Source organism: Citrobacter sp. CK206, assembly GCF_030333125.1.
Taxonomy (GTDB): Bacteria; Pseudomonadota; Gammaproteobacteria; order Enterobacterales; family Enterobacteriaceae; genus Citrobacter_B; species Citrobacter_B koseri.
In genome coordinates this window covers 384,751-402,226 of sequence record NZ_JAOWGM010000030.1, presented here as the reverse complement: position 1 = coordinate 402,226, position 17,476 = coordinate 384,751, and the positions used below count along the sequence as shown (strand labels likewise).

Annotated in this window: 19 protein-coding genes; 9 read left to right on the top strand and 10 right to left on the bottom strand. The window is 52.2% G+C overall.

Translation table 11 applies throughout. From position 1 onward, the window contains the following. The first annotated feature begins 25 nt into the window (after window positions 1–25). From rsmF to OGX81_RS19190, 3 genes are all read left to right on the top strand, one after another. Window positions 26–1,465 carry a 16S rRNA (cytosine(1407)-C(5))-methyltransferase RsmF gene (gene rsmF, locus OGX81_RS19200; RefSeq protein ID WP_104868548.1) on the top strand — a complete coding sequence of 480 codons (1,440 nt, stop codon included), beginning with the start codon at window positions 26–28 and terminating at the stop codon, window positions 1,463–1,465. A gap of 116 nt (window positions 1,466–1,581) precedes the next feature. Then, a complete protein-coding gene (locus OGX81_RS19195; protein ID WP_024130262.1) occupies window positions 1,582–1,818 on the top strand; it encodes a YebV family protein in 237 nt (78 codons plus the stop codon). A gap of 102 nt (window positions 1,819–1,920) precedes the next feature. Continuing rightward, a complete protein-coding gene (locus OGX81_RS19190; protein WP_012132031.1) occupies window positions 1,921–2,112 on the top strand; it encodes a YdfD/YebW family protein in 192 nt (63 codons plus the stop codon). Here OGX81_RS19190 and pphA read toward each other — a convergent pair whose 3' ends face one another. Then, window positions 2,113–2,775: a protein-serine/threonine phosphatase gene (pphA, locus tag OGX81_RS19185; RefSeq protein WP_047464032.1), complete on the bottom strand. Its 663-nt coding sequence runs from the start codon at window positions 2,773–2,775 to the stop codon at window positions 2,113–2,115. It lies immediately after the preceding gene. Between the two features lie 247 nt (window positions 2,776–3,022). Here pphA and OGX81_RS19180 point away from each other — a divergent pair, with 247 nt between their 5' ends. Next, a complete protein-coding gene (locus OGX81_RS19180) occupies window positions 3,023–5,110 on the top strand; it encodes a TonB-dependent receptor (RefSeq protein WP_104869126.1) in 2,088 nt (695 codons plus the stop codon). Between the two features lie 369 nt (window positions 5,111–5,479). Beyond that, complete coding sequence (locus OGX81_RS19175) at window positions 5,480–5,671, top strand: YlcI/YnfO family protein (RefSeq protein ID WP_012132027.1); 192 nt, start codon at window positions 5,480–5,482, stop codon at window positions 5,669–5,671. Between the two features lie 666 nt (window positions 5,672–6,337). Here OGX81_RS19175 and OGX81_RS19170 read toward each other — a convergent pair. Genes OGX81_RS19170 through yobA form a run of 3 tightly spaced genes read right to left on the bottom strand, consistent with a single transcriptional unit; the run spans window position 6,338 to window position 7,942 of the window. Beyond that, complete coding sequence (locus OGX81_RS19170; protein ID WP_012132024.1) at window positions 6,338–6,676, bottom strand: YebY family protein; 339 nt, start codon at window positions 6,674–6,676, stop codon at window positions 6,338–6,340. Window positions 6,677–6,692: 16 nt separating this feature from the next. After that, window positions 6,693–7,568 carry a copper homeostasis membrane protein CopD gene (gene copD, locus OGX81_RS19165; RefSeq protein ID WP_104868547.1) on the bottom strand — a complete coding sequence of 292 codons (876 nt, stop codon included), beginning with the start codon at window positions 7,566–7,568 and terminating at the stop codon, window positions 6,693–6,695. Continuing rightward, window positions 7,568–7,942 carry a CopC domain-containing protein YobA gene (yobA, locus tag OGX81_RS19160; protein WP_012132022.1) on the bottom strand — a complete coding sequence of 125 codons (375 nt, stop codon included), beginning with the start codon at window positions 7,940–7,942 and terminating at the stop codon, window positions 7,568–7,570. The genes copD and yobA overlap by 1 nt, the downstream gene beginning before the upstream one ends. Window positions 7,943–8,082: 140 nt before the next feature. Here yobA and OGX81_RS19155 point away from each other — a divergent pair, with 140 nt between their 5' ends. The 3 genes from OGX81_RS19155 to exoX all read left to right on the top strand — a co-directional run bounded on the left by OGX81_RS19155 (window position 8,083) and on the right by exoX (window position 9,761). Beyond that, entirely contained in the window at window positions 8,083–8,313 is a 231-nt protein-coding gene (locus OGX81_RS19155; RefSeq protein WP_024130259.1) for a DNA polymerase III subunit theta, read from the top strand. Between the two features lie 105 nt (window positions 8,314–8,418). Further along, entirely contained in the window at window positions 8,419–9,075 is a 657-nt protein-coding gene (locus OGX81_RS19150) for a carbon-nitrogen hydrolase family protein (protein ID WP_024130258.1), read from the top strand. Between the two features lie 23 nt (window positions 9,076–9,098). Further along, on the top strand, window positions 9,099–9,761 hold the full coding sequence (exoX, locus tag OGX81_RS19145) for an exodeoxyribonuclease X (RefSeq protein WP_012132019.1): 663 nt from the start codon (window positions 9,099–9,101) through the stop codon (window positions 9,759–9,761). Here exoX and ptrB read toward each other — a convergent pair. From ptrB to yebG, 4 genes are all read right to left on the bottom strand, one after another. Then, window positions 9,743–11,818 (bottom strand): oligopeptidase B, encoded by a 2,076-nt coding sequence (ptrB, locus tag OGX81_RS19140; RefSeq protein WP_104868546.1) that lies wholly within the window; start codon window positions 11,816–11,818, stop codon window positions 9,743–9,745. The genes exoX and ptrB overlap by 19 nt on opposite strands. Before the next feature lie 87 nt (window positions 11,819–11,905). After that, entirely contained in the window at window positions 11,906–12,565 is a 660-nt protein-coding gene (locus tag OGX81_RS19135; RefSeq protein WP_049008841.1) for a tellurite resistance TerB family protein, read from the bottom strand. Window positions 12,566–12,658: 93 nt separating this feature from the next. Next, entirely contained in the window at window positions 12,659–13,015 is a 357-nt protein-coding gene (gene yebF, locus OGX81_RS19130; RefSeq protein ID WP_058669277.1) for a protein YebF, read from the bottom strand. Window positions 13,016–13,136: 121 nt separating this feature from the next. After that, entirely contained in the window at window positions 13,137–13,427 is a 291-nt protein-coding gene (yebG, locus tag OGX81_RS19125) for a DNA damage-inducible protein YebG (protein ID WP_058669278.1), read from the bottom strand. A 132-nt stretch (window positions 13,428–13,559) separates the two neighbouring features. Between yebG and purT the strand changes: the two genes are divergently transcribed. Then, entirely contained in the window at window positions 13,560–14,738 is a 1,179-nt protein-coding gene (purT, locus tag OGX81_RS19120; protein ID WP_104868545.1) for a formate-dependent phosphoribosylglycinamide formyltransferase, read from the top strand. Between the two features lie 89 nt (window positions 14,739–14,827). On the opposite strand, the gene kdgA is transcribed toward purT, so the two are convergent. Next, window positions 14,828–15,469, bottom strand: a complete 642-nt coding sequence (kdgA, locus tag OGX81_RS19115; protein WP_104868544.1) for a bifunctional 4-hydroxy-2-oxoglutarate aldolase/2-dehydro-3-deoxy-phosphogluconate aldolase — start codon at window positions 15,467–15,469, stop codon at window positions 14,828–14,830. 37 nt (window positions 15,470–15,506) lie between these two features. Then, window positions 15,507–17,318, bottom strand: a complete 1,812-nt coding sequence (gene edd / locus OGX81_RS19110; protein WP_104868543.1) for a phosphogluconate dehydratase — start codon at window positions 17,316–17,318, stop codon at window positions 15,507–15,509. Window positions 17,319–17,476: the final 158 nt, after the last annotated feature.

The following is a 17,476-nucleotide window of genomic DNA, read 5'->3' as shown; positions in this document are numbered from 1 at the left end:
CTGTTTTATTGCCGGTGGTACCCAAGTGGCTCAACACGCTGTTTATTTCCCTGATGCCTTTCTGACGCAAATGCGCGAAGCAATGCCTTCGACACTCTCTTTTGACGATTTCCTCGCCGCCTGCCAGCGCCCGTTACGTCGCAGCATTCGCGTGAATACGCTAAAAATTTCTGTGACCGACTTTCTTGCCCTGACGGCACCCTATGGCTGGTCGCTGACGCCTGTTCCCTGGTGCGAGGAAGGTTTCTGGATCGAACGCGATGATGACGAATCGTTACCGCTGGGCAGCACCGCCGAACATCTGAGCGGCCTGTTTTATATTCAGGAAGCCAGCTCAATGTTGCCGGTCGCCGCGCTGTTTGCTGAAGGGAATACGCCGGAACGTATTATGGATGTTGCTGCCGCGCCGGGTTCGAAAACCACCCAGATCGCCGCGCGGATGAATAATCAGGGCGCCATTCTGGCGAATGAATTCTCCGCCAGCCGGGTCAAAGTGCTGCACGCCAACATCAGCCGCTGTGGGATCAGTAATGTTACCCTGACCCATTTTGATGGCCGCGTCTTCGGTGCCGCGCTCCCGGAGACATTCGACGCTATCTTGCTGGACGCGCCCTGTTCAGGTGAAGGCGTGGTGCGCAAAGATCCCGACGCGCTTAAAAACTGGTCTGTCGAAAGCAACCTGGATATTGCCGCCACACAGCGGGAACTAATCGACAGCGCATTTCACGCGCTGCGCCCTGGCGGTACGCTGGTCTACTCCACCTGCACGCTAAATCACGAGGAGAATGAGTCCGTCTGCTTGTGGCTGAAAGAGACCTACCCGGAAGCGGTTGAATTTTTGCCTTTAGGCGATCTGTTCCCGGAGGCGGAGCGCGCGCTGACGGCAGAGGGTTTTTTACACGTTTTCCCGCAGATTTACGACTGCGAAGGTTTCTTTGTCGCCCGTTTGCGTAAAACCGCAGCCATTCCCCCGCTTCCCGCGCCTGGCTATAAGGTCGGCAAGTTTCCGTTCGCGCCGATGAAGGGGCGTGAGGCGACGCAAATCACTCAGGCGGCTAACGCCAGTGGACTTCAGTGGGGAGAAAACCTGCACCTCTGGCAGCGAGATAAAGAGGTGTGGTTATTCCCGGCAGAGATTGAAGCGCTGATCGGAAAAGTCCGCTTTTCCCGCCTGGGCATAAAACTGGCGGAAAGCCATAATAAAGGTTATCGCTGGCAGCATGAAGCGGTGATCGCCCTCGCCGATCCACATCATGCCAACGCATTCGAGCTGTCTCATCAGGAGGCGGAAGAGTGGTATCGGGGGCGGGATGTCTACCCGCAAACCGCGCCGTCTGCCGATGATGTGCTGGTCACGTTCCAGCATCAGCCCATTGGTCTGGCGAAACGGATTGGTTCCCGGTTGAAGAACAGTTACCCACGCGAACTGGTTCGCGATGGCAAACTCTTTACCGGTAGCGACTGAAAGCGGTCAAAAATAGCGCACTTTTTTACTGGCGCTTTTGCTGAAGTTGGCTACGCTGAAATTTGGGCGATCAAACTGGTCGTACCACAATCAGCGAACTAACGGAGAGCACGATGATGAAAACCAGTGTGCGCATTGGCGCTTTTGAAATCGACGATGCCGAGTTACATGGCGAATCGCCGGGGGACCGAACGTTAAGCATTCCCTGTAAATCCGACCCAGATTTATGTATGCAACTGGATGCCTGGGATGATGAAACCAGCATTCCCGCCATTTTAAACGGAGAGCACTCTGTTCTATTCCGCACCCGTTACGATCGTAAGTCCGATGCCTGGGTCATGCGTCTTGCCTGACTCAAAAAGAACCCGTCGCCAGACGGGTTATTTATTTCGCCCTTTCCCCCTTGCGACAACCTCTCCTACACTATCGATACGGCAGGACAATTTGAGGATGGAATGTTCGCACTGGTACTTTTTGTTTGCTACCTGGACGGCGGCTGTGAGGACATTGTGGTGGATATCTACAATACTGAGCAGCAGTGCCTGTATTCGATGGACGACCAGCGGATTCGTCACGGCGGTTGTTTTCCGGTCGAAGACTTTATTGACGGCTTCTGGCTACCTGCTCGCCAGTACAGTGATTTTTAATTACTGAAGTTGAACCAACGTTAGTTCCCCGCCAAATACCGCGCCGGTATCAATATAGTGCAAATTATCGATATCAACGCGATGACGCAGCGGCGTATGACCAAACCAGAAGTGATCGGCTCCGGCAATGCCGTTTCCCTGACCCGCATGCCGCTCGCTCAACCGGGAACGACGCCATAGCACCTGGTGTAAATCCACCTCTTTTTGCCAGGCATAGACCTGATGCGGATAATCAGCATGCGCCACAACATGCATGCCGTTCTGGCAGTGTAATTCCAGAATCCAGGGTAAACGCTGACAGTCGTCGAGCGCTTTTCTCGCCAGGCGCTGCTGGTTTGCCGACAATGCGGCATACCAGTCGCCGCCGTTCATAAACCATAACGACAACTGCGAGGCGGCCAGCGCGTCTAACGCCATCTGCTCGTGATTCCCTCTGACGGCGACCACCCACCGTTTGTGCAGAAGTTCCAGACACCGCAAGCTGTCAGGCCCACGGTCGATCACATCCCCCACCGACACCAGCAGATCCTGCCACGGATCAAACCGACACTGTCGTAGTTTCTCCATCAACTGCGAAAAACAGCCGTGGAGGTCGCCGACAATCCAGACATGCCGCCACTGACTCCCCTCAATTTTCTGATAGACGTTTTCCGGCTGTTTCATTGGTTCACCATCAGTAAAAATGAACCTGACATACTTAACCATAGCAGGAAATCTTCAGTCGCAGGCCGCCTCTCCTGAGACCATTAATTATTTTTATAGCAATAATTTAACCTGCAATAATTCTTGTTGATTTCAATAAAATCATATAAATGCCAACTTATGTAAAAGTGTAATGATAATTATTTTTATTATCATTTTCATGCATTATCTTATTGACTTTGCTTTTTTTAACAAAGGAAGTTCGATAATGCGTATTAAACCTCTCGCTTCACTTGTCTTATCTTGTCTGGGCGCCACAAGTTTTAATGTTTTTGCCGAAGATGTCATGGTCGTCACCGCATCGGGATACGAGAAAAAGATCACCAATGCGGCAGCCAGTGTTTCTGTTATTTCACAACAAGAATTACAGACCAATAAATATAATGATCTTGGCGATGCTCTCAGGGCCGTTGAGGGAGTGGACGTTGAAAGCAGTACCGGAAAAACAGGGGGGCTTGAAATAAGTATTCGTGGGATGCCTGCCAGTTATACCCTTATTCTTATTGACGGTATTCGTCAGAATGGAACATCGGATGTAACACCGAATGGCTTTTCTGCAATGAATACCAGTTTTATGCCCCCACTTTCAGCCATTGAACGTATAGAGGTTATACGCGGGCCCATGTCTACGCTTTATGGGTCAGACGCCATTGGCGGCGTGGTGAATATTATTACCAAAAAAAGCACCGATAAGTGGAGCACGGCCATTAATACGGGAGTGAACCTACAGGAAAGTAATAAATGGGGAAACAGCACAACCGCAAATTTCTGGTCAAGCGGTCCCCTGATTCCTGGCTCGCTGGATATGCAGGTTCGAGGAAGCACAACCCAGCGACAAGGCTCCAGCATTACATCACTGAGCGACACCGCAGAAACACGCGTTCCTTATCCCACTGAGTCGCAAAACTACAACATCGGCGCGAGATTTGACTGGAAAGCCAGCGCAAACAATACGCTATGGATGGATCTCGATACATCCCGACAGCGTTATGATAACAGCGACGGTCAGCTTGGTAGCCTCACGGGCGGATATGATAAAACGCTCCGCTATGAGCGTAATAAAGTGACGTTAGGACATGACACCGCCTTAACGTTTGGTACATGGAAATCGTCTCTTAACTGGAATGAGACAGAAAATAAAGGACGACAACTGGTTTCCTCCGCTCTGACGCCCGATCAAGCCTGGAGAGCGGGTGACGATCGTGAACTGAAAAATACCAATGTTATTCTCAACTCGGTGCTTCTCACGCCGCTGGGAGAATCACATTTACTGACGGTGGGTGGCGAATACTGGGACGCACGAATGAAAGATGGCGTCGTTCTGGCCAGTTCAGGTGAAAAGTTCCATCAAAAAAGCTGGGCGACTTACCTTGAAGATGAGTGGCATATTCTGGATTCTCTGGCGCTTACCGTAGGGAGTCGCTATGAACATAACGACGTATTCGGCGGTCATTTTAGTCCTCGTGGCTATCTGGTCTGGGATATGACAGATGAATGGACGCTCAAAGGGGGAATCACAACCGGTTATAAAGCGCCTTCTCTTAGCCAGTTACATAACGGCATCAGCGGCGTTTCTGGTCAGGGAACAATCAATACCGTCGGTAATCCAGATTTAAAACCTGAAGAAAGCACCAGTTATGAAACCGGACTTTATTACGATAATGGCAATGGGTTCAATGCCAATATAACCGGATTCTACACTGAATATCGCAATAAAATTGTTTCTTATTCGATTGATGACAATACCAGTAGCTATACCAATAGCGGAAAAGCACGTACCGATGGTGTCGAATTTGCAACATCGTTCCCGCTCTGGTTGGATAATTTGAGTCTGTCGCTCAACTATACCTATACTCAGAGCAAACAGAAAGATGGAGATAATAAAGGCGCACCACTCAGCTATACACCAAAACATATGGCAAATGCCCGCGTTAACTGGCAGGCGACAGATGATTTAAATGCCTGGCTAAGCGCCCGCTATCGCGGTAAAGCGCCCCGCTTTACTCAGACCTATGACAATCTCAGTGCGGTACAGCAGAAAGTGTATGATGACAAAGGCGCAAATCTAAAAGCATGGACAGTGCTGGATATGGGATTATCTTATAAACTGACTAAAGATTTAACCCTGAATACCGCCGTCAATAACGTACTGGATAAAGACTTTAGCGACGTCAAATTATATCAATCTGGCCGTTCCAGCACCTATGCTGGCGATTATTTCCAGACAGCGCAGTCAACGACCGGATACGTTATTCCAGGTCGCAACTACTGGATGTCTTTAAACTATCAGTTCTAATAATACAGCAAGCGTCCATACACTCCGTATGCGGCGCTTGCTTATCTTTTTGTGAGTATAAGCAGCCTAAAAACACACGGATATTAATTAATAAATATCTACCCTCACAATATAAATTACCCAATAAAATCAATCTGATTATCATTATCGCACATCTTGAAAAGATTCCAGGCATTAAAAAATAGAGAATAGTCACTGAACAACCCCACTCTTCAATGTGGTATCGCTAAGGCATTCTTTGTTGCGACGCAATTCACAACCAGGAAACCTTGCCGTCATCACCGTTGATTTCATTGATGTAAATCAATTCCCTTCATGCGTAGTTACGCGAAAGTAACAGTGATGTGAATTAGTTGCGAGAAGCACCTTATGTCGATAAAAAACTTTACAGGCAAAACAGTGATAAAAAACATCCGTTTTTCATACAGTTTGCTGAAACAAATAGAGCAAGTGATGGCGAAGGAAAAAACCAGCAATTTTTCTGCATGGGTAAAAGAAGCATGTCGTGAAAAAGCCCTGAATTCCAGTACGCCCAAAGACGTAAATAGAAACAAAAATTAACTCTTTATAACTACGACCAAAATGAAAAGATGCTTATTTATTAGTAAATACACCTTTATCCTGATATCTATTGGGAATGTTATCTATTTCATTTTGAATTATCACGCATTAGACGCGGTGCTGATCATACTGTTTTATGTCGCTCTGATTTTTACCCCCGTCATCCTCATCCTGCGCGCCTTCTGTGCACAGCATGAGTAACTCATCGAGCATGATTCATAAACGTTCATCCATGTAAACCTGGCTTCACACGACACTCTGACGCACAAAAATTAACATACCAATCAAAAAACCCTGGACGCACTCGGTACAGAGTATGTTATGGTTTGGACAGGATATGGAAAATTCGAGTAACTTTCGTGTGGTTTCGGGTTAGTATCTGAAAACACACTTCAAAACAAACAGATAAAAAGAGACCGAATACGATTCCTGTATTCGGTCCAGGGAAATGGCTCTTGGGAGAGAGCCGTGCGCTAAAAGTTGGCATTAATGCAGGCTAAGTCGCCTTGCCCTTTAAGAATAGATGACGACGCCAGGTTTTCCAGTCCACGACGAAAGTGGCCGGTAAAAAACGACCGTTGTCAGCCGCAACAACGAAAAAACCGCAAGTCCCTCTGCATGAGGCTTGCGGTTTTTTATTGGAAATCAGAAAGATACTTCTGGTAATTAGCAGAGCTTTTCCGCGCGTTCAATAAACGGCGCCAGGCTCATTTTTTCACCTGGTTTTGCCGGATCGTCAATCTGAATGACGGTGATAGCCTGCGCGTTGGTTTTGCCGCTTGCAACTTGCTGCTCTGCGACATCGTTCAGCGGGTATTGCACCAGCGTGCTCGGGTTGATGACATACAGGGCATGGCCCGGTCGACAGGTCAGCATCACCTCTTCGCGGTTAAACGCCCACTTGTCTTTACCCACTTCAAAGCGGCTCACGGTGATAACCTGAGGCGCCGCCAGCGCAGCGCCTGAACTTGCCAACAATAGCAGAGAGAGAATCATTTTTTTCATGAGTTTTGCCAGTCCATCAGAAGGGTTCCAGGGTTGCGAACAGGCTGACAATCGCCAGCACAACGGCTCCAATTCCCCATTCAATCTGAGTCATCCAGATAAACCAGAGATTCGCGCGGCGATTTTCCTGCCGCATACGTGGTACGAGAACATACCGGTTCGTTAGCGCAATTGCCACCATTAGCAGGACAAAGACACATTTTAACAAAAGAAACTGCCCGTACGCGGTATGCCAAGGGGCGGAAAACCCCGTAATAAAAAGCACATTTGCGATACCGGTGCACAATACGCCCGCGACAAACAGATGACCATAGCGGGAGAAACGCATCATTGTTTCGATGGCCTGTTGTCGCCAGCGACCTTGCGCCATGCGCATACAGTAGATAACCGGCAGCAGGCCGCCAAACCAGGCCGCAGCGCACACCAGATGAGTCGCATGGTTAATCTGTTGTACCGCGCCCACCACGCCATCATTCAGCGTGGCGTGGCCAACGCCTGCCAGCAACATAAACTGGGCAATCATCAGGATGAGCAGCAGACGCGGTAAATTTCTCGGCACAACCAGCGTCATGACCAACGTGACAAGCGCGAGAATAATCTGCCACAGCCATACGCCGCCAAATTGGGTCTGTAAAACCGCGCCCCATATCGAAACCGAGATTACGTCCTGCCAGCCCGCCCCCATTAGTCCACCTTGGATCGCCAGCATCAGCGTCGCGCTGACAAAGCTCCACACGGCAGCGTGCTGTTGCAGGCGCAGAAAGCGGCGCGTCATCAGGCGACGAACAGAAACCGGCGCCAGCCACGCGCCATATAACGCGCAGCCAAACACCAGCATCATGGCGCTAAAATGGATAAAGCGAAGCGCTACCCAGGTAAACGTCAGCATGATTACTTCACGCTAAAGGTGTATTGCCCTTTTGTCTTATGACCGTCAACCGACACCACATGCCAGTTAACCGTATAGGTTCCGGGATTAAGCGTCTGATCCAGAGGAATAATGAGCTGTTTCGCATCCTGCTCATTGCGCTTCGCAGGCCGCGTTTTGATGCTTTCCTGCTTTGGCCCGGTCAGCGTCGCCCCGCTGAAGCCAGGCTCGATACCTTCGGAGAAATTCAGCGTCAATGCCTGCGGCGCGGCAGTCACCTCAGCGTCAGCCGCCGGGTATTGATGCGTCAGATGCGCATGTGCCCAGGCCGCAGGCGCCGCCAGCGTTGAGGCGAGGAAAAGGAGAGCATAGCGCAAAGAAGGTGCAGTAGAAGCCATATCAATTATTCCTTTTTGTTATGTCTGATTTACAGAGAATAACCTTCTATAATGGTCGAGTCGAGAATCATCATTTCCGGCTTGCCATTGAGGCGCACTCTTAGTAACTTTTGCGCGCCATTGATGATAAGGAGAAGCGTATGCAAACGAACCTGGCTCAACTTGAACAAGCTGACATGGATAAGATCAACGTTGACCTGGCCGCAGCCGGTGTGGCGTTTAAAGAGCGTTACAATATGCCCGTCGTGGCAGAAGTCGTTGAGCGTGAACAGCCAGAACACCTGCGCGAATGGTTTCGTGAACGTCTGATTGCCCACCGTCTGGCGTCGGTTTCCCTGTCACGCTTACCTTACGAACCGAAAGTTAAATAAACTTATATAGCGTTACACTTCCTTACACATGAGTTGCTACAGTATAAGTACATTCTTAAACTAAGATTTAAGGATGATTGTAGACACTATGAAAAGGAAATCATTATGTCACACTGGAAAATCGCGGCAGCGCAGTATGAACCACCTCGCGCCACGCTGGCAGAACATGTCGCGCACCATCTGCAATTTGTTGAGATTGCTGCCAGCCAGCAATGCGAACTCCTGGTATTCCCTTCCCTGTCGTTAACCGGATGCAACGATACGGCGCAGGCGCTCCCTGTCCCGCCCGATGAGTCCTTATTACAGCCGCTTGCTTATGCGGCATCCGCGTACCGCATGACGATTATTGCCGGGCTGCCGGTTGAGCATAACGGCCAGTTAGTCAGAGGCATTGCCATTTTCGCCCCCTGGGTGACATCACCGCTGATCTTTCATCAAAGCCACGGTGCCTGCGTGGCCCGCCACCGGAAAACGATAAGCGTGATGGATGAGCAGCCGGAAGGCATTGATATCGATCCCGCCTTTTCGTTATTCACCACCAGCCAGTGCGTCAGCGAACATGATTTATTTACCTCCACCTCCCGGCTGCAACGTTTTTCGCATCGCTTCGCCATTGCCGTGTTGATGGCAAACGCCGGAGGCAGCAGCGCGCTATGGGATGAAAGCGGCCAGCTCATTGTCCGCGCGGACAGCGGTTCTCTGCTGTTAACAGGTCAGCATACGACACGGGGTTGGCAAGGCGATATCATTCCATTACGCTAGGTGTTTTCGGTCGGGAGCACCCCATGTTGCGAGTTATAGATACGGAAACCTGCGGACTACAGGGCGGGATTGTTGAGATTGCCTCTGTCGATGTGGTGGCGGGGAGAATTGTCAATCCAATGAGCCATCTGGTTCGTCCCGACCGCCCCATCAGCCCACAGGCGATGGCGATTCACCGTATCAGTGAATCGATGGTTGCCGATAAACCCTGGATCGAAGATATCATTCCGCTCTATCACGGAAGCGAATGGTATGTCGCGCATAACGCCAGTTTCGACCGGCGTGTGCTGCCAGAGATGCCGGGAGAGTGGATTTGTACCATGAAGCTGTCCCGCCGGTTATGGCCGGGGATCAAATACAGCAACATGGCGCTCTACAAATCCCGTAAGCTAAGCGTGCAAACACCGCCCGGCCTTCATCATCACCGCGCATTGTATGACTGCTATATCACGGCGGCATTGCTGATCGATATTATGAACACGTCAGGCTGGACGGCGGAACAAATGGTCGACATTACCGGACGCCCGGCCCTGTTAACGACATTTACGTTTGGCAAATATCGCGGCAAAGCCGTTTCTGAAGTCGCCGAGCGCGATCCGGGCTATCTGCGCTGGTTATTTAATAACCTTGACAACATGAGCCCGGAGCTGCGTTTAACGCTTAAGCACTATCTGAGCGACGCCTGAGCGCCTGCCTGCCCTGGCAACGTGCCCTGAGCGAGACCAATCAGAAAAGCGAATTCCAGCGCCACTCCCTCGTACGCTTTAAAACGCCCGGACTTCCCGCCATGCCCGGAATCCATATCCGTACACAGCAACAGCAGGTGGTCATCCGTTTTCAGTTCGCGCAGTTTAGCGACCCATTTGGCGGGCTCCCAGTATTGCACCTGCGAATCATGTAACCCGGTGGTAACCAGAAGATGCGGATAGTCCTGCGCGGTGACGTTGTCGTACGGACTGTAGCTTTTCATATACGCGTAGTATTCCGCATCCTGCGGATTTCCCCACTCTTCGAACTCTCCCGTGGTTAAAGGGATAGACTCATCAAGCATTGTCGTCAGGACGTCAACAAACGGCACCTGCGCGATGACGCCATGAAAAAGTTCAGGACGTTCGTTAATCGCGACGCCCATCAACATGCCGCCCGCGCTGCCGCCCATGCCATAGCAAAATGAAGGCGAGCCGTAGCCCAGTTTCAGCAACGCGTCGCAGGCATCAAGATAGTCATTAAACGTATTTTTCTTTTTCAGAAACTTACCGTCTTCATACCACTGATGACCTAACTCACCGCCGCCGCGAACATGCACGATGGCGTAAACAAACCCGCGATCCAGCAAACTTAACCGACTGCTGCTGAAATCGGCATCCATGCTGGCGCCATAGGAACCGTAGCCGTAGACAAGCAGCGGATTTTGCCCCTTGCGGAAATGTTTTCGATGGTAAACCAGCGAAACCGGAACCTCTACACCATCCCGGGCGACAATCCACAGGTGCTCGCTCTGATAATTCACAGCGTCAAATCCCGGCACATCCGTTTGTTTGAGCACGCGCCGCTCGCCGGTATCCATGTCCAGCTCAAACAAGGTGTCCGGCGTCGTCATCGATGAATAACCATAACGTAAGCGGGACGTTTCCGGTTCAGGGTTATAGGCAAGCCAGGTGACGTAGGCCGGATCGTCGAACGCAATCCCCGTAACTTCACGCGTTTTACGGTTAATCTGCCGCAGGCTGGTCAAACCACGCTGGCGTTCTTCCACCACCAGCCAGTCAGTAAAAAGGGTAAACCCTTCCAGCATGATGCTCTCGCGCGGCGCAATCAGCTCTTCCCAGGCATTTTCATCACGTACCCGGCTGCGATACAGACCAAAGTTTTTTCCGTGGCGATTGGAACGCAGATAAAACTTATGCTGGTAATGATCGAGACTGTATTCATGATCTTTACGCCGTGGTAAAAACGAGAAGGGTTCCGCATCGGCCAGTTCAGCATCCAGCAACAGCACTTCACTGGTGGTCGCACTGGCGAGATGGATCACCACATAATGCTGAGAGGTGGTTTTGTGCAAACTGACGTAAAAAGCGTCGTCCTTTTCTTCATAGACCAGTTGATCCTGCGTGGCCGGCGTACCCACGGTATGGCGCCATACCTGGTAAGGCAGCAACGTGGTGCTGTGTTTACGCACGTAGTAAAGCGTCAGCGAATCATTCGCCCAGACAAACTCTGGCGCCACGTTATCCAGCAGTTCCGGGTACCAGTTACCGCTTTCAAGATTACGAAAACGCAGCCCATACTGACGACGGGAAAGATAATCTTCCGCCAGCGCCATGATGGTGTTGTCCGGCGTAATGGCCATTCCACCGAGGGTATAAAACTCGCTGTGGGCCGCTCGCTGATTCGCATCCAGCAATAAATCCCACGCATCCGACTCTTCACTTCGCGCCGGCTGGCGTTGGTAAATAGCATATTCACACCCTGGCTCATAAATCTGCCGGTAGCGATAACCATTTTTGACGTAAGGCGCGGAAACATCTCTGGGCGGAATGCGATCGATAATCTCTTTCAGCACGCGATCCTGTAACGCCTGCTGTGACGCCATGACCTGATGTCCATAGGCGTTTTCCTGATGCAGATAGTCAAGGACATCAGGCTGCGAGCGGGAGTCGTCTCGCAGCCAATAATAGTTATCGACACGGGTGTCGCCATGCAGCGTCATGGTGTGCGGAATACGGGTGGCTTTTGGTAGCATGTCTTTGTTCTTTTGTCTTTAAACACCCTATAAGGGTGGCAAAAGTCACGCACGATGCAAGCGAAACATGCTATGCAGGGGATTACGTTAGCCTGGCAGAGCCTGCTTTTGCTGTTGCAGATCCTGCTCGATGCCGTCCCGCACATCCTGAGGAATTTTCAGCGCATCGCCCAACGCATTCAGATAACTGCGCTCCATAAAATGGTCGATATCAATGGCGGCACAGCTCAGGAAGTAAATTTCCAGCGCCTCTTCCTCATTACGGATGCCTTGCGCCAGACGCTGCGGATCGAGCGGCTGTTCAATCGCCTGTTCGATAAGCACACGTCCCTGCTCTTCCACCCCAGCTTCGCGCAACTGGCGTTCGATGGCTGCACGCTCCTGGCTATCAATATGCCCGTCGCTTTTCGCCGCAAACACCAGGGCGAGGATCAACCGCTCGGTTCGTTGGTCCAGCGGCGAACTCTGCGCGCCGAATTGCGGCTCATCCTGATGCGCAGCACGTACCCTCTCTTTGTATTTGTTCCATAAGACGGTGCCTGCCACCGCGCCTCCGCCAACCAACAGGGCGCTGGTGCCATATTTAGTCAGTAACTTACGGGAAGATTTATTGGCGACCAGTAAACCGGCCAGACCGCCTAACGCGCCGGGAACCAGCAGTTTACTCAGCCCTTGTTCGCCTGAAGAAGATGCAGAGGCTCCGTTTTGCCCGAGAAGAGATTGTAATTGGTTTAGCCAGTTAGCCATTTTGCCCCTCAAATACAAACGATGAATCGTCAAAGCGTACTTGAGGGGGTGTCAGGAAGTGTCTAATTCAGCAAAAGATGCGCAAATTTGCCATTAGCGGGGCTGGTATTCCGCAGTTCCGGCTTTGCAATCAACCTTTACCAGATAATGAAGATCGGCACTTTTCCCGCGAACAGTCAGAGGAACCGTCCAGTTACCCTCTTTGCCGGTAATATCCTGAGTGTTGACCCACACCACCGGATTCGCCTGTCCGACCTTTTTTTGGTCATCAGCCCAACGTACGATACGGTTTTGTTGATAATCGCGCTTTACGCTGGCGGCGATCCCATCAGCGTTCAGCCCTTCACAGGTCGGGAATTTCACCGATTTGCTGGCCGTATCGGCAGCGAAGCCCGATACGCTGGCGGACAACAACAGCAGGCTCAACAGCGCTCCTCTTTTTTTATTCATACTTTTTCTCCTTATATCTCCTTCGTCTTTCAGGCTGCGTGTTTGCAACGCGAAATCCACGGGCATAGCACAATGATTCAGGAAAAAGCATGGTACAAAACGTCAGGAGCGCAAGTCAGACTCAGGCCGCTTGCGTGTCATCCTCCGCCGTCGCATCGCTTTTAACTACCTGCGGCGACGGCAATTTGCCGGTTTTCAGGATCGTGCTCAATACGTCTTTTTGTTCAGCCAGCCACAGAGAAAGCGCTTCGCGCTGTTCGTCTTCCATCGCTACCGGAGACTGCTCAAGCCATGTGTCGAGCAGGTCTGCCGTATCAAGCATTTTGTCATACGCATCGGCGTCCTTTTTGCTGGTAAACGACATTTTTTCCTCACCTTCCCGAATGACCACGTATTTAACTTCAACCGCCATTTTTGCAGCCTCTCAATTACCTGTAATTATGTACAGTATATTACTTTTCAGTAATGAAATCAACCTGGCAATAAAGACAGACGCAAACGTTTTCGTATATACTGCGCCCAGTTAAATCAGGGGATATATTTTATGACGTTATTAGGCACCGCGCTGCGTCCGGCGGCTACGCGCGTAATGTTATTGGGTTCAGGCGAACTGGGAAAAGAAGTGGCGATCGAATGCCAACGCCTGGGTGTGGAAGTTATCGCGGTGGATCGCTACCCGGATGCGCCAGCGATGCACGTCGCCCACCGTTCACACGTCATCAATATGCTGGATGGCGAAGCGCTGCGCCGCGTGGTTGAACACGAAAAGCCGCATTTCATTGTGCCGGAAATTGAAGCTATCGCGACGGACATGCTGGTAGAACTGGAGCAGGAAGGACTAAATGTGGTGCCTTGCGCCCGGGCGACGCAACTGACGATGAACCGTGAAGGCATCCGTCGTCTGGCGGCAGAAGAACTGGCGTTGCCGACCTCTTCTTTCCGATTTGCCGACAGCGAAGAACGCTTTCGCGAGGCGGTGGCGGAGATCGGTTTTCCCTGCATTGTGAAGCCGGTGATGAGTTCTTCCGGTAAAGGACAGAGTTTCATCCGCAGCGCCGACCAACTGTCGCAGGCATGGGAATATGCCCAACAGGGCGGCCGCGCTGGCGCAGGGCGCGTGATTGTCGAAGGCGTGGTTAAATTCGATTTTGAAATCACTCTGCTGACCGTCAGCGCCATAGACGGCGTCCATTTTTGCGCCCCTGTCGGCCATCGTCAGGAAGACGGCGATTATCGTGAATCCTGGCAACCGCAGCAGATGAGCGATCTGGCGCTGGCGCGTGCGCAGGAGATCGCCCGCAAGGTTGTTCTGGCGTTAGGCGGTTATGGGTTATTTGGCGTCGAGCTTTTTGTCTGCGGCGATGAGGTAGTCTTCAGCGAAGTCTCCCCGCGACCGCATGATACCGGCATGGTGACGTTGATTTCGCAAGATCTGTCAGAGTTTGCCCTGCACGTTCGCGCTTTCCTCGGCCTGCCCGTGGGCGAAATTCGTCAGTATGGTCCTGCCGCGTCCGCCGTTATTTTACCGACGCTCACCAGCCAGAATGTAACGTTTGATAATGTACAAGCGGCCGTCGGAGCGGGTTTACAGGTGCGGTTCTTCGGCAAGCCGGACATCGACGGAACCCGCCGGTTAGGCGTCGCGCTGGCGACAGCGGAACGCGTCGAAGAAGCCGTTGAGCGTGCAAAACACGCGGCGGCGCAGGTGAACGTCGCGGGGTAAAAAAATGCCGGATGGCGCTGCGCTTATCCGGCCCTACAACCCTATAAAACGTAGGCCCGGTAAGCGTCGGCGCCACCGGGCATTTGGGCTTACTGTTTCGCGCCTTCTACCGCTTCGCGAGCCAGTTTCGTGATGCGATCGTAGTCCCCCGCTTCCAGCGCGTCAGCCGGAACCAGCCAGGAACCCCCGATACACAGAACGCTTTTCAGCGCCAGGTAGTCACGGTAGTTCGCCGGAGAGATACCGCCAGTCGGGCAGAAGCGTACCTGAGAGAACGGACCAGCGATCGCCTGCAACGCTTTGGTGCCGCCGTTAGCTTCCGCCGGGAAGAATTTGAACTCTTTCAGGCCGTAGTCCATACCCAGCATCAGTTCGGAAACAGTGCTGATACCTGGAATCAGCGGAATGGCGCCTTCGGTCGCCGCTTTCAGCAGAGGCTCCGTCAGGCCCGGGCTGATAGCAAACTGCGCGCCCGCTTCCGTCACTTCCGCCAGCTGTTGCGCGTTCAGAACCGTACCCGCACCGATGATCGCTTCCGGCACTTCTTTCGCGATAGCGCGGATGGCATCCATCGCACACGCGGTACGTAAAGTCACTTCCAGAACGCGCACACCGCCTGCAACCAGCGCTTTTGCCATCGGCACCGCGTGTTCCAGTTTGTTCACCACGATCACCGGTACAACCGGGCCTGTGGTCAGGATTGCTTCTGCACTTGTTTTCCAGTTTTTCATCAGAGTTTTCTCTCGCCTGAGTACAAAATTTGTCGTCTTAAAACGTCATACAGGTTGCGCCCTGCTCGGCGCCGGACAGTTTTTCACGCAACGCGCTGAACATCTCACGGCCTGTACCGATGCGCGATGCGCTCAGGTCAGGAATGTGAGGCTGGCGAGCGGCAAGTTCCGCATCATCAACCAGCAGCGTCAGTTCGCCTGTCTGTCCATTCACACGAATAATGTCGCCATCGCGTACTTTCGCCAGTAGCCCGCCATCATAGGCTTCCGGGGTTACATGGATTGCTGAAGGCACTTTACCTGAAGCACCGGAAAGCCGTCCATCGGTAACTAACGCAATTTTGAAACAACGGTCCAATAATACACCAAGTGGCGGCATGAGTTTATGTAATTCTGGCATTCCGTTCGCTTTTGGTCCCTGATGGCGCACAACCACCACGCAATCGCGGTCAAGCAGACCCGCTTCAAAAGCCGGTAAAACATCATGCTGACTTTCAAAAACAACCGCTGGCGCTTCAATAATTTGATTTTCAACCGGCACCGCAGACGTTTTCATGACCGCGCGGCCAAGGTTGCCGCTCAGCACTTTCGTTCCGCCGTGGTGGGAGAACGGCTTATCAAAGGTGGCAATCACATTGCTGTCCAGGGATTTCGCCACCCCTTCGCGCCAGTCCAGCTCACCGTTGTTCAGCCACGGTTCGAAGGTATAGCGAGACAGACCAAAACCCGCCACGGTATTCACATCTTCATGCAGCAGTCCCGCATTCAGCAGTTCACGCATCAGTGCCGGTACGCCGCCTGCCGCCTGGAAGTGATTAATATCTGCCGGGCCATTCGGATACAGACGCGCCATCAACGGTACGATTTCCGACAGATCGGAGAAGTCATCCCAGTTAATCAGGATACCTGCCGCCCGCGCCATCGCGACGAGGTGCATGGTGTGGTTGGTTGAACCGCCGGTTGCCAGCAGCGCCACAATGCCGTTCACGACCACTTTTTCATCAATCATCTTACCGATCGGCATCCATTCGTTGCCGTTACCGGTCAGGCGCGTCACCTGGCGCGCGGCGGCAGCGGTCAGCGCTTCACGCAACGGCGCGTCCGGGTGAACAAAGGATGAGCCGGGCAACTGCATCCCCATGAACTCCACCACCATCTGGTTGGTGTTGGCGGTGCCGTAGAACGTACAGGTGCCTGGCGCGTGGTAAGAGGCCGCCTCAGATTCCAGCAGCGCCATGCGATCGACCTTCCCTTCCGCATATAACTGGCGGATACGCACTTTTTCTTTATTAGGCAGACCACTTGCCATCGGGCCGGAAGGCACGAAAACAGACGGCAGGTGGCCAAATGACAGCGCCGCCATCGCCAGACCGGGGACGATTTTGTCACACACGCCAAGGAACAGCGCGCCATCAAACATATTGTGAGACAGCCCCACCGCCGCCGACATTGCGATCACTTCGCGGCTCAGCAGAGAAAGCTCCATACCGTCCTGCCCCTGCGTCACGCCATCACACATCGCAGGAACGCCGCCGGCGACCTGGCCTACCGCATTCGCGGAATGCAGCGCTTTGCGGATGATCTCGGGATAGTGCTCATACGGCTGATGAGCGGAAAGCATGTCGTTGTAAGAGGTGATGATCCCGATATTGTTACGCAACATGCTCTTCAGTGACGCTTTGTCGTCAGGCTGGCAGGCGGCAAAGCCGTGCGCCAGGTTACCGCATGCCAGCTGCGAGCGATGAACAGTGGATGTTCTCGCTTGTTCAATACGGGCGAGGTAGGCAGAACGTGTCTCACGCGAGCGTTCGACAATGCGTTTTGTTACGCGTAACAAATTTGGATTCATAGAGGCTCCTGAAATTTATTTGTCTGTGCCGCCGATTAACAAAGAGTTTCAGTAAGGTTAAATATTGCTGAATCGCTTGTTATATGGCGCACTGGGGCAAAATCACTTCCGGCAGTGTAATAAAAAAAGCCCCGCGGGTGAATCCACGCGAGGCTTAA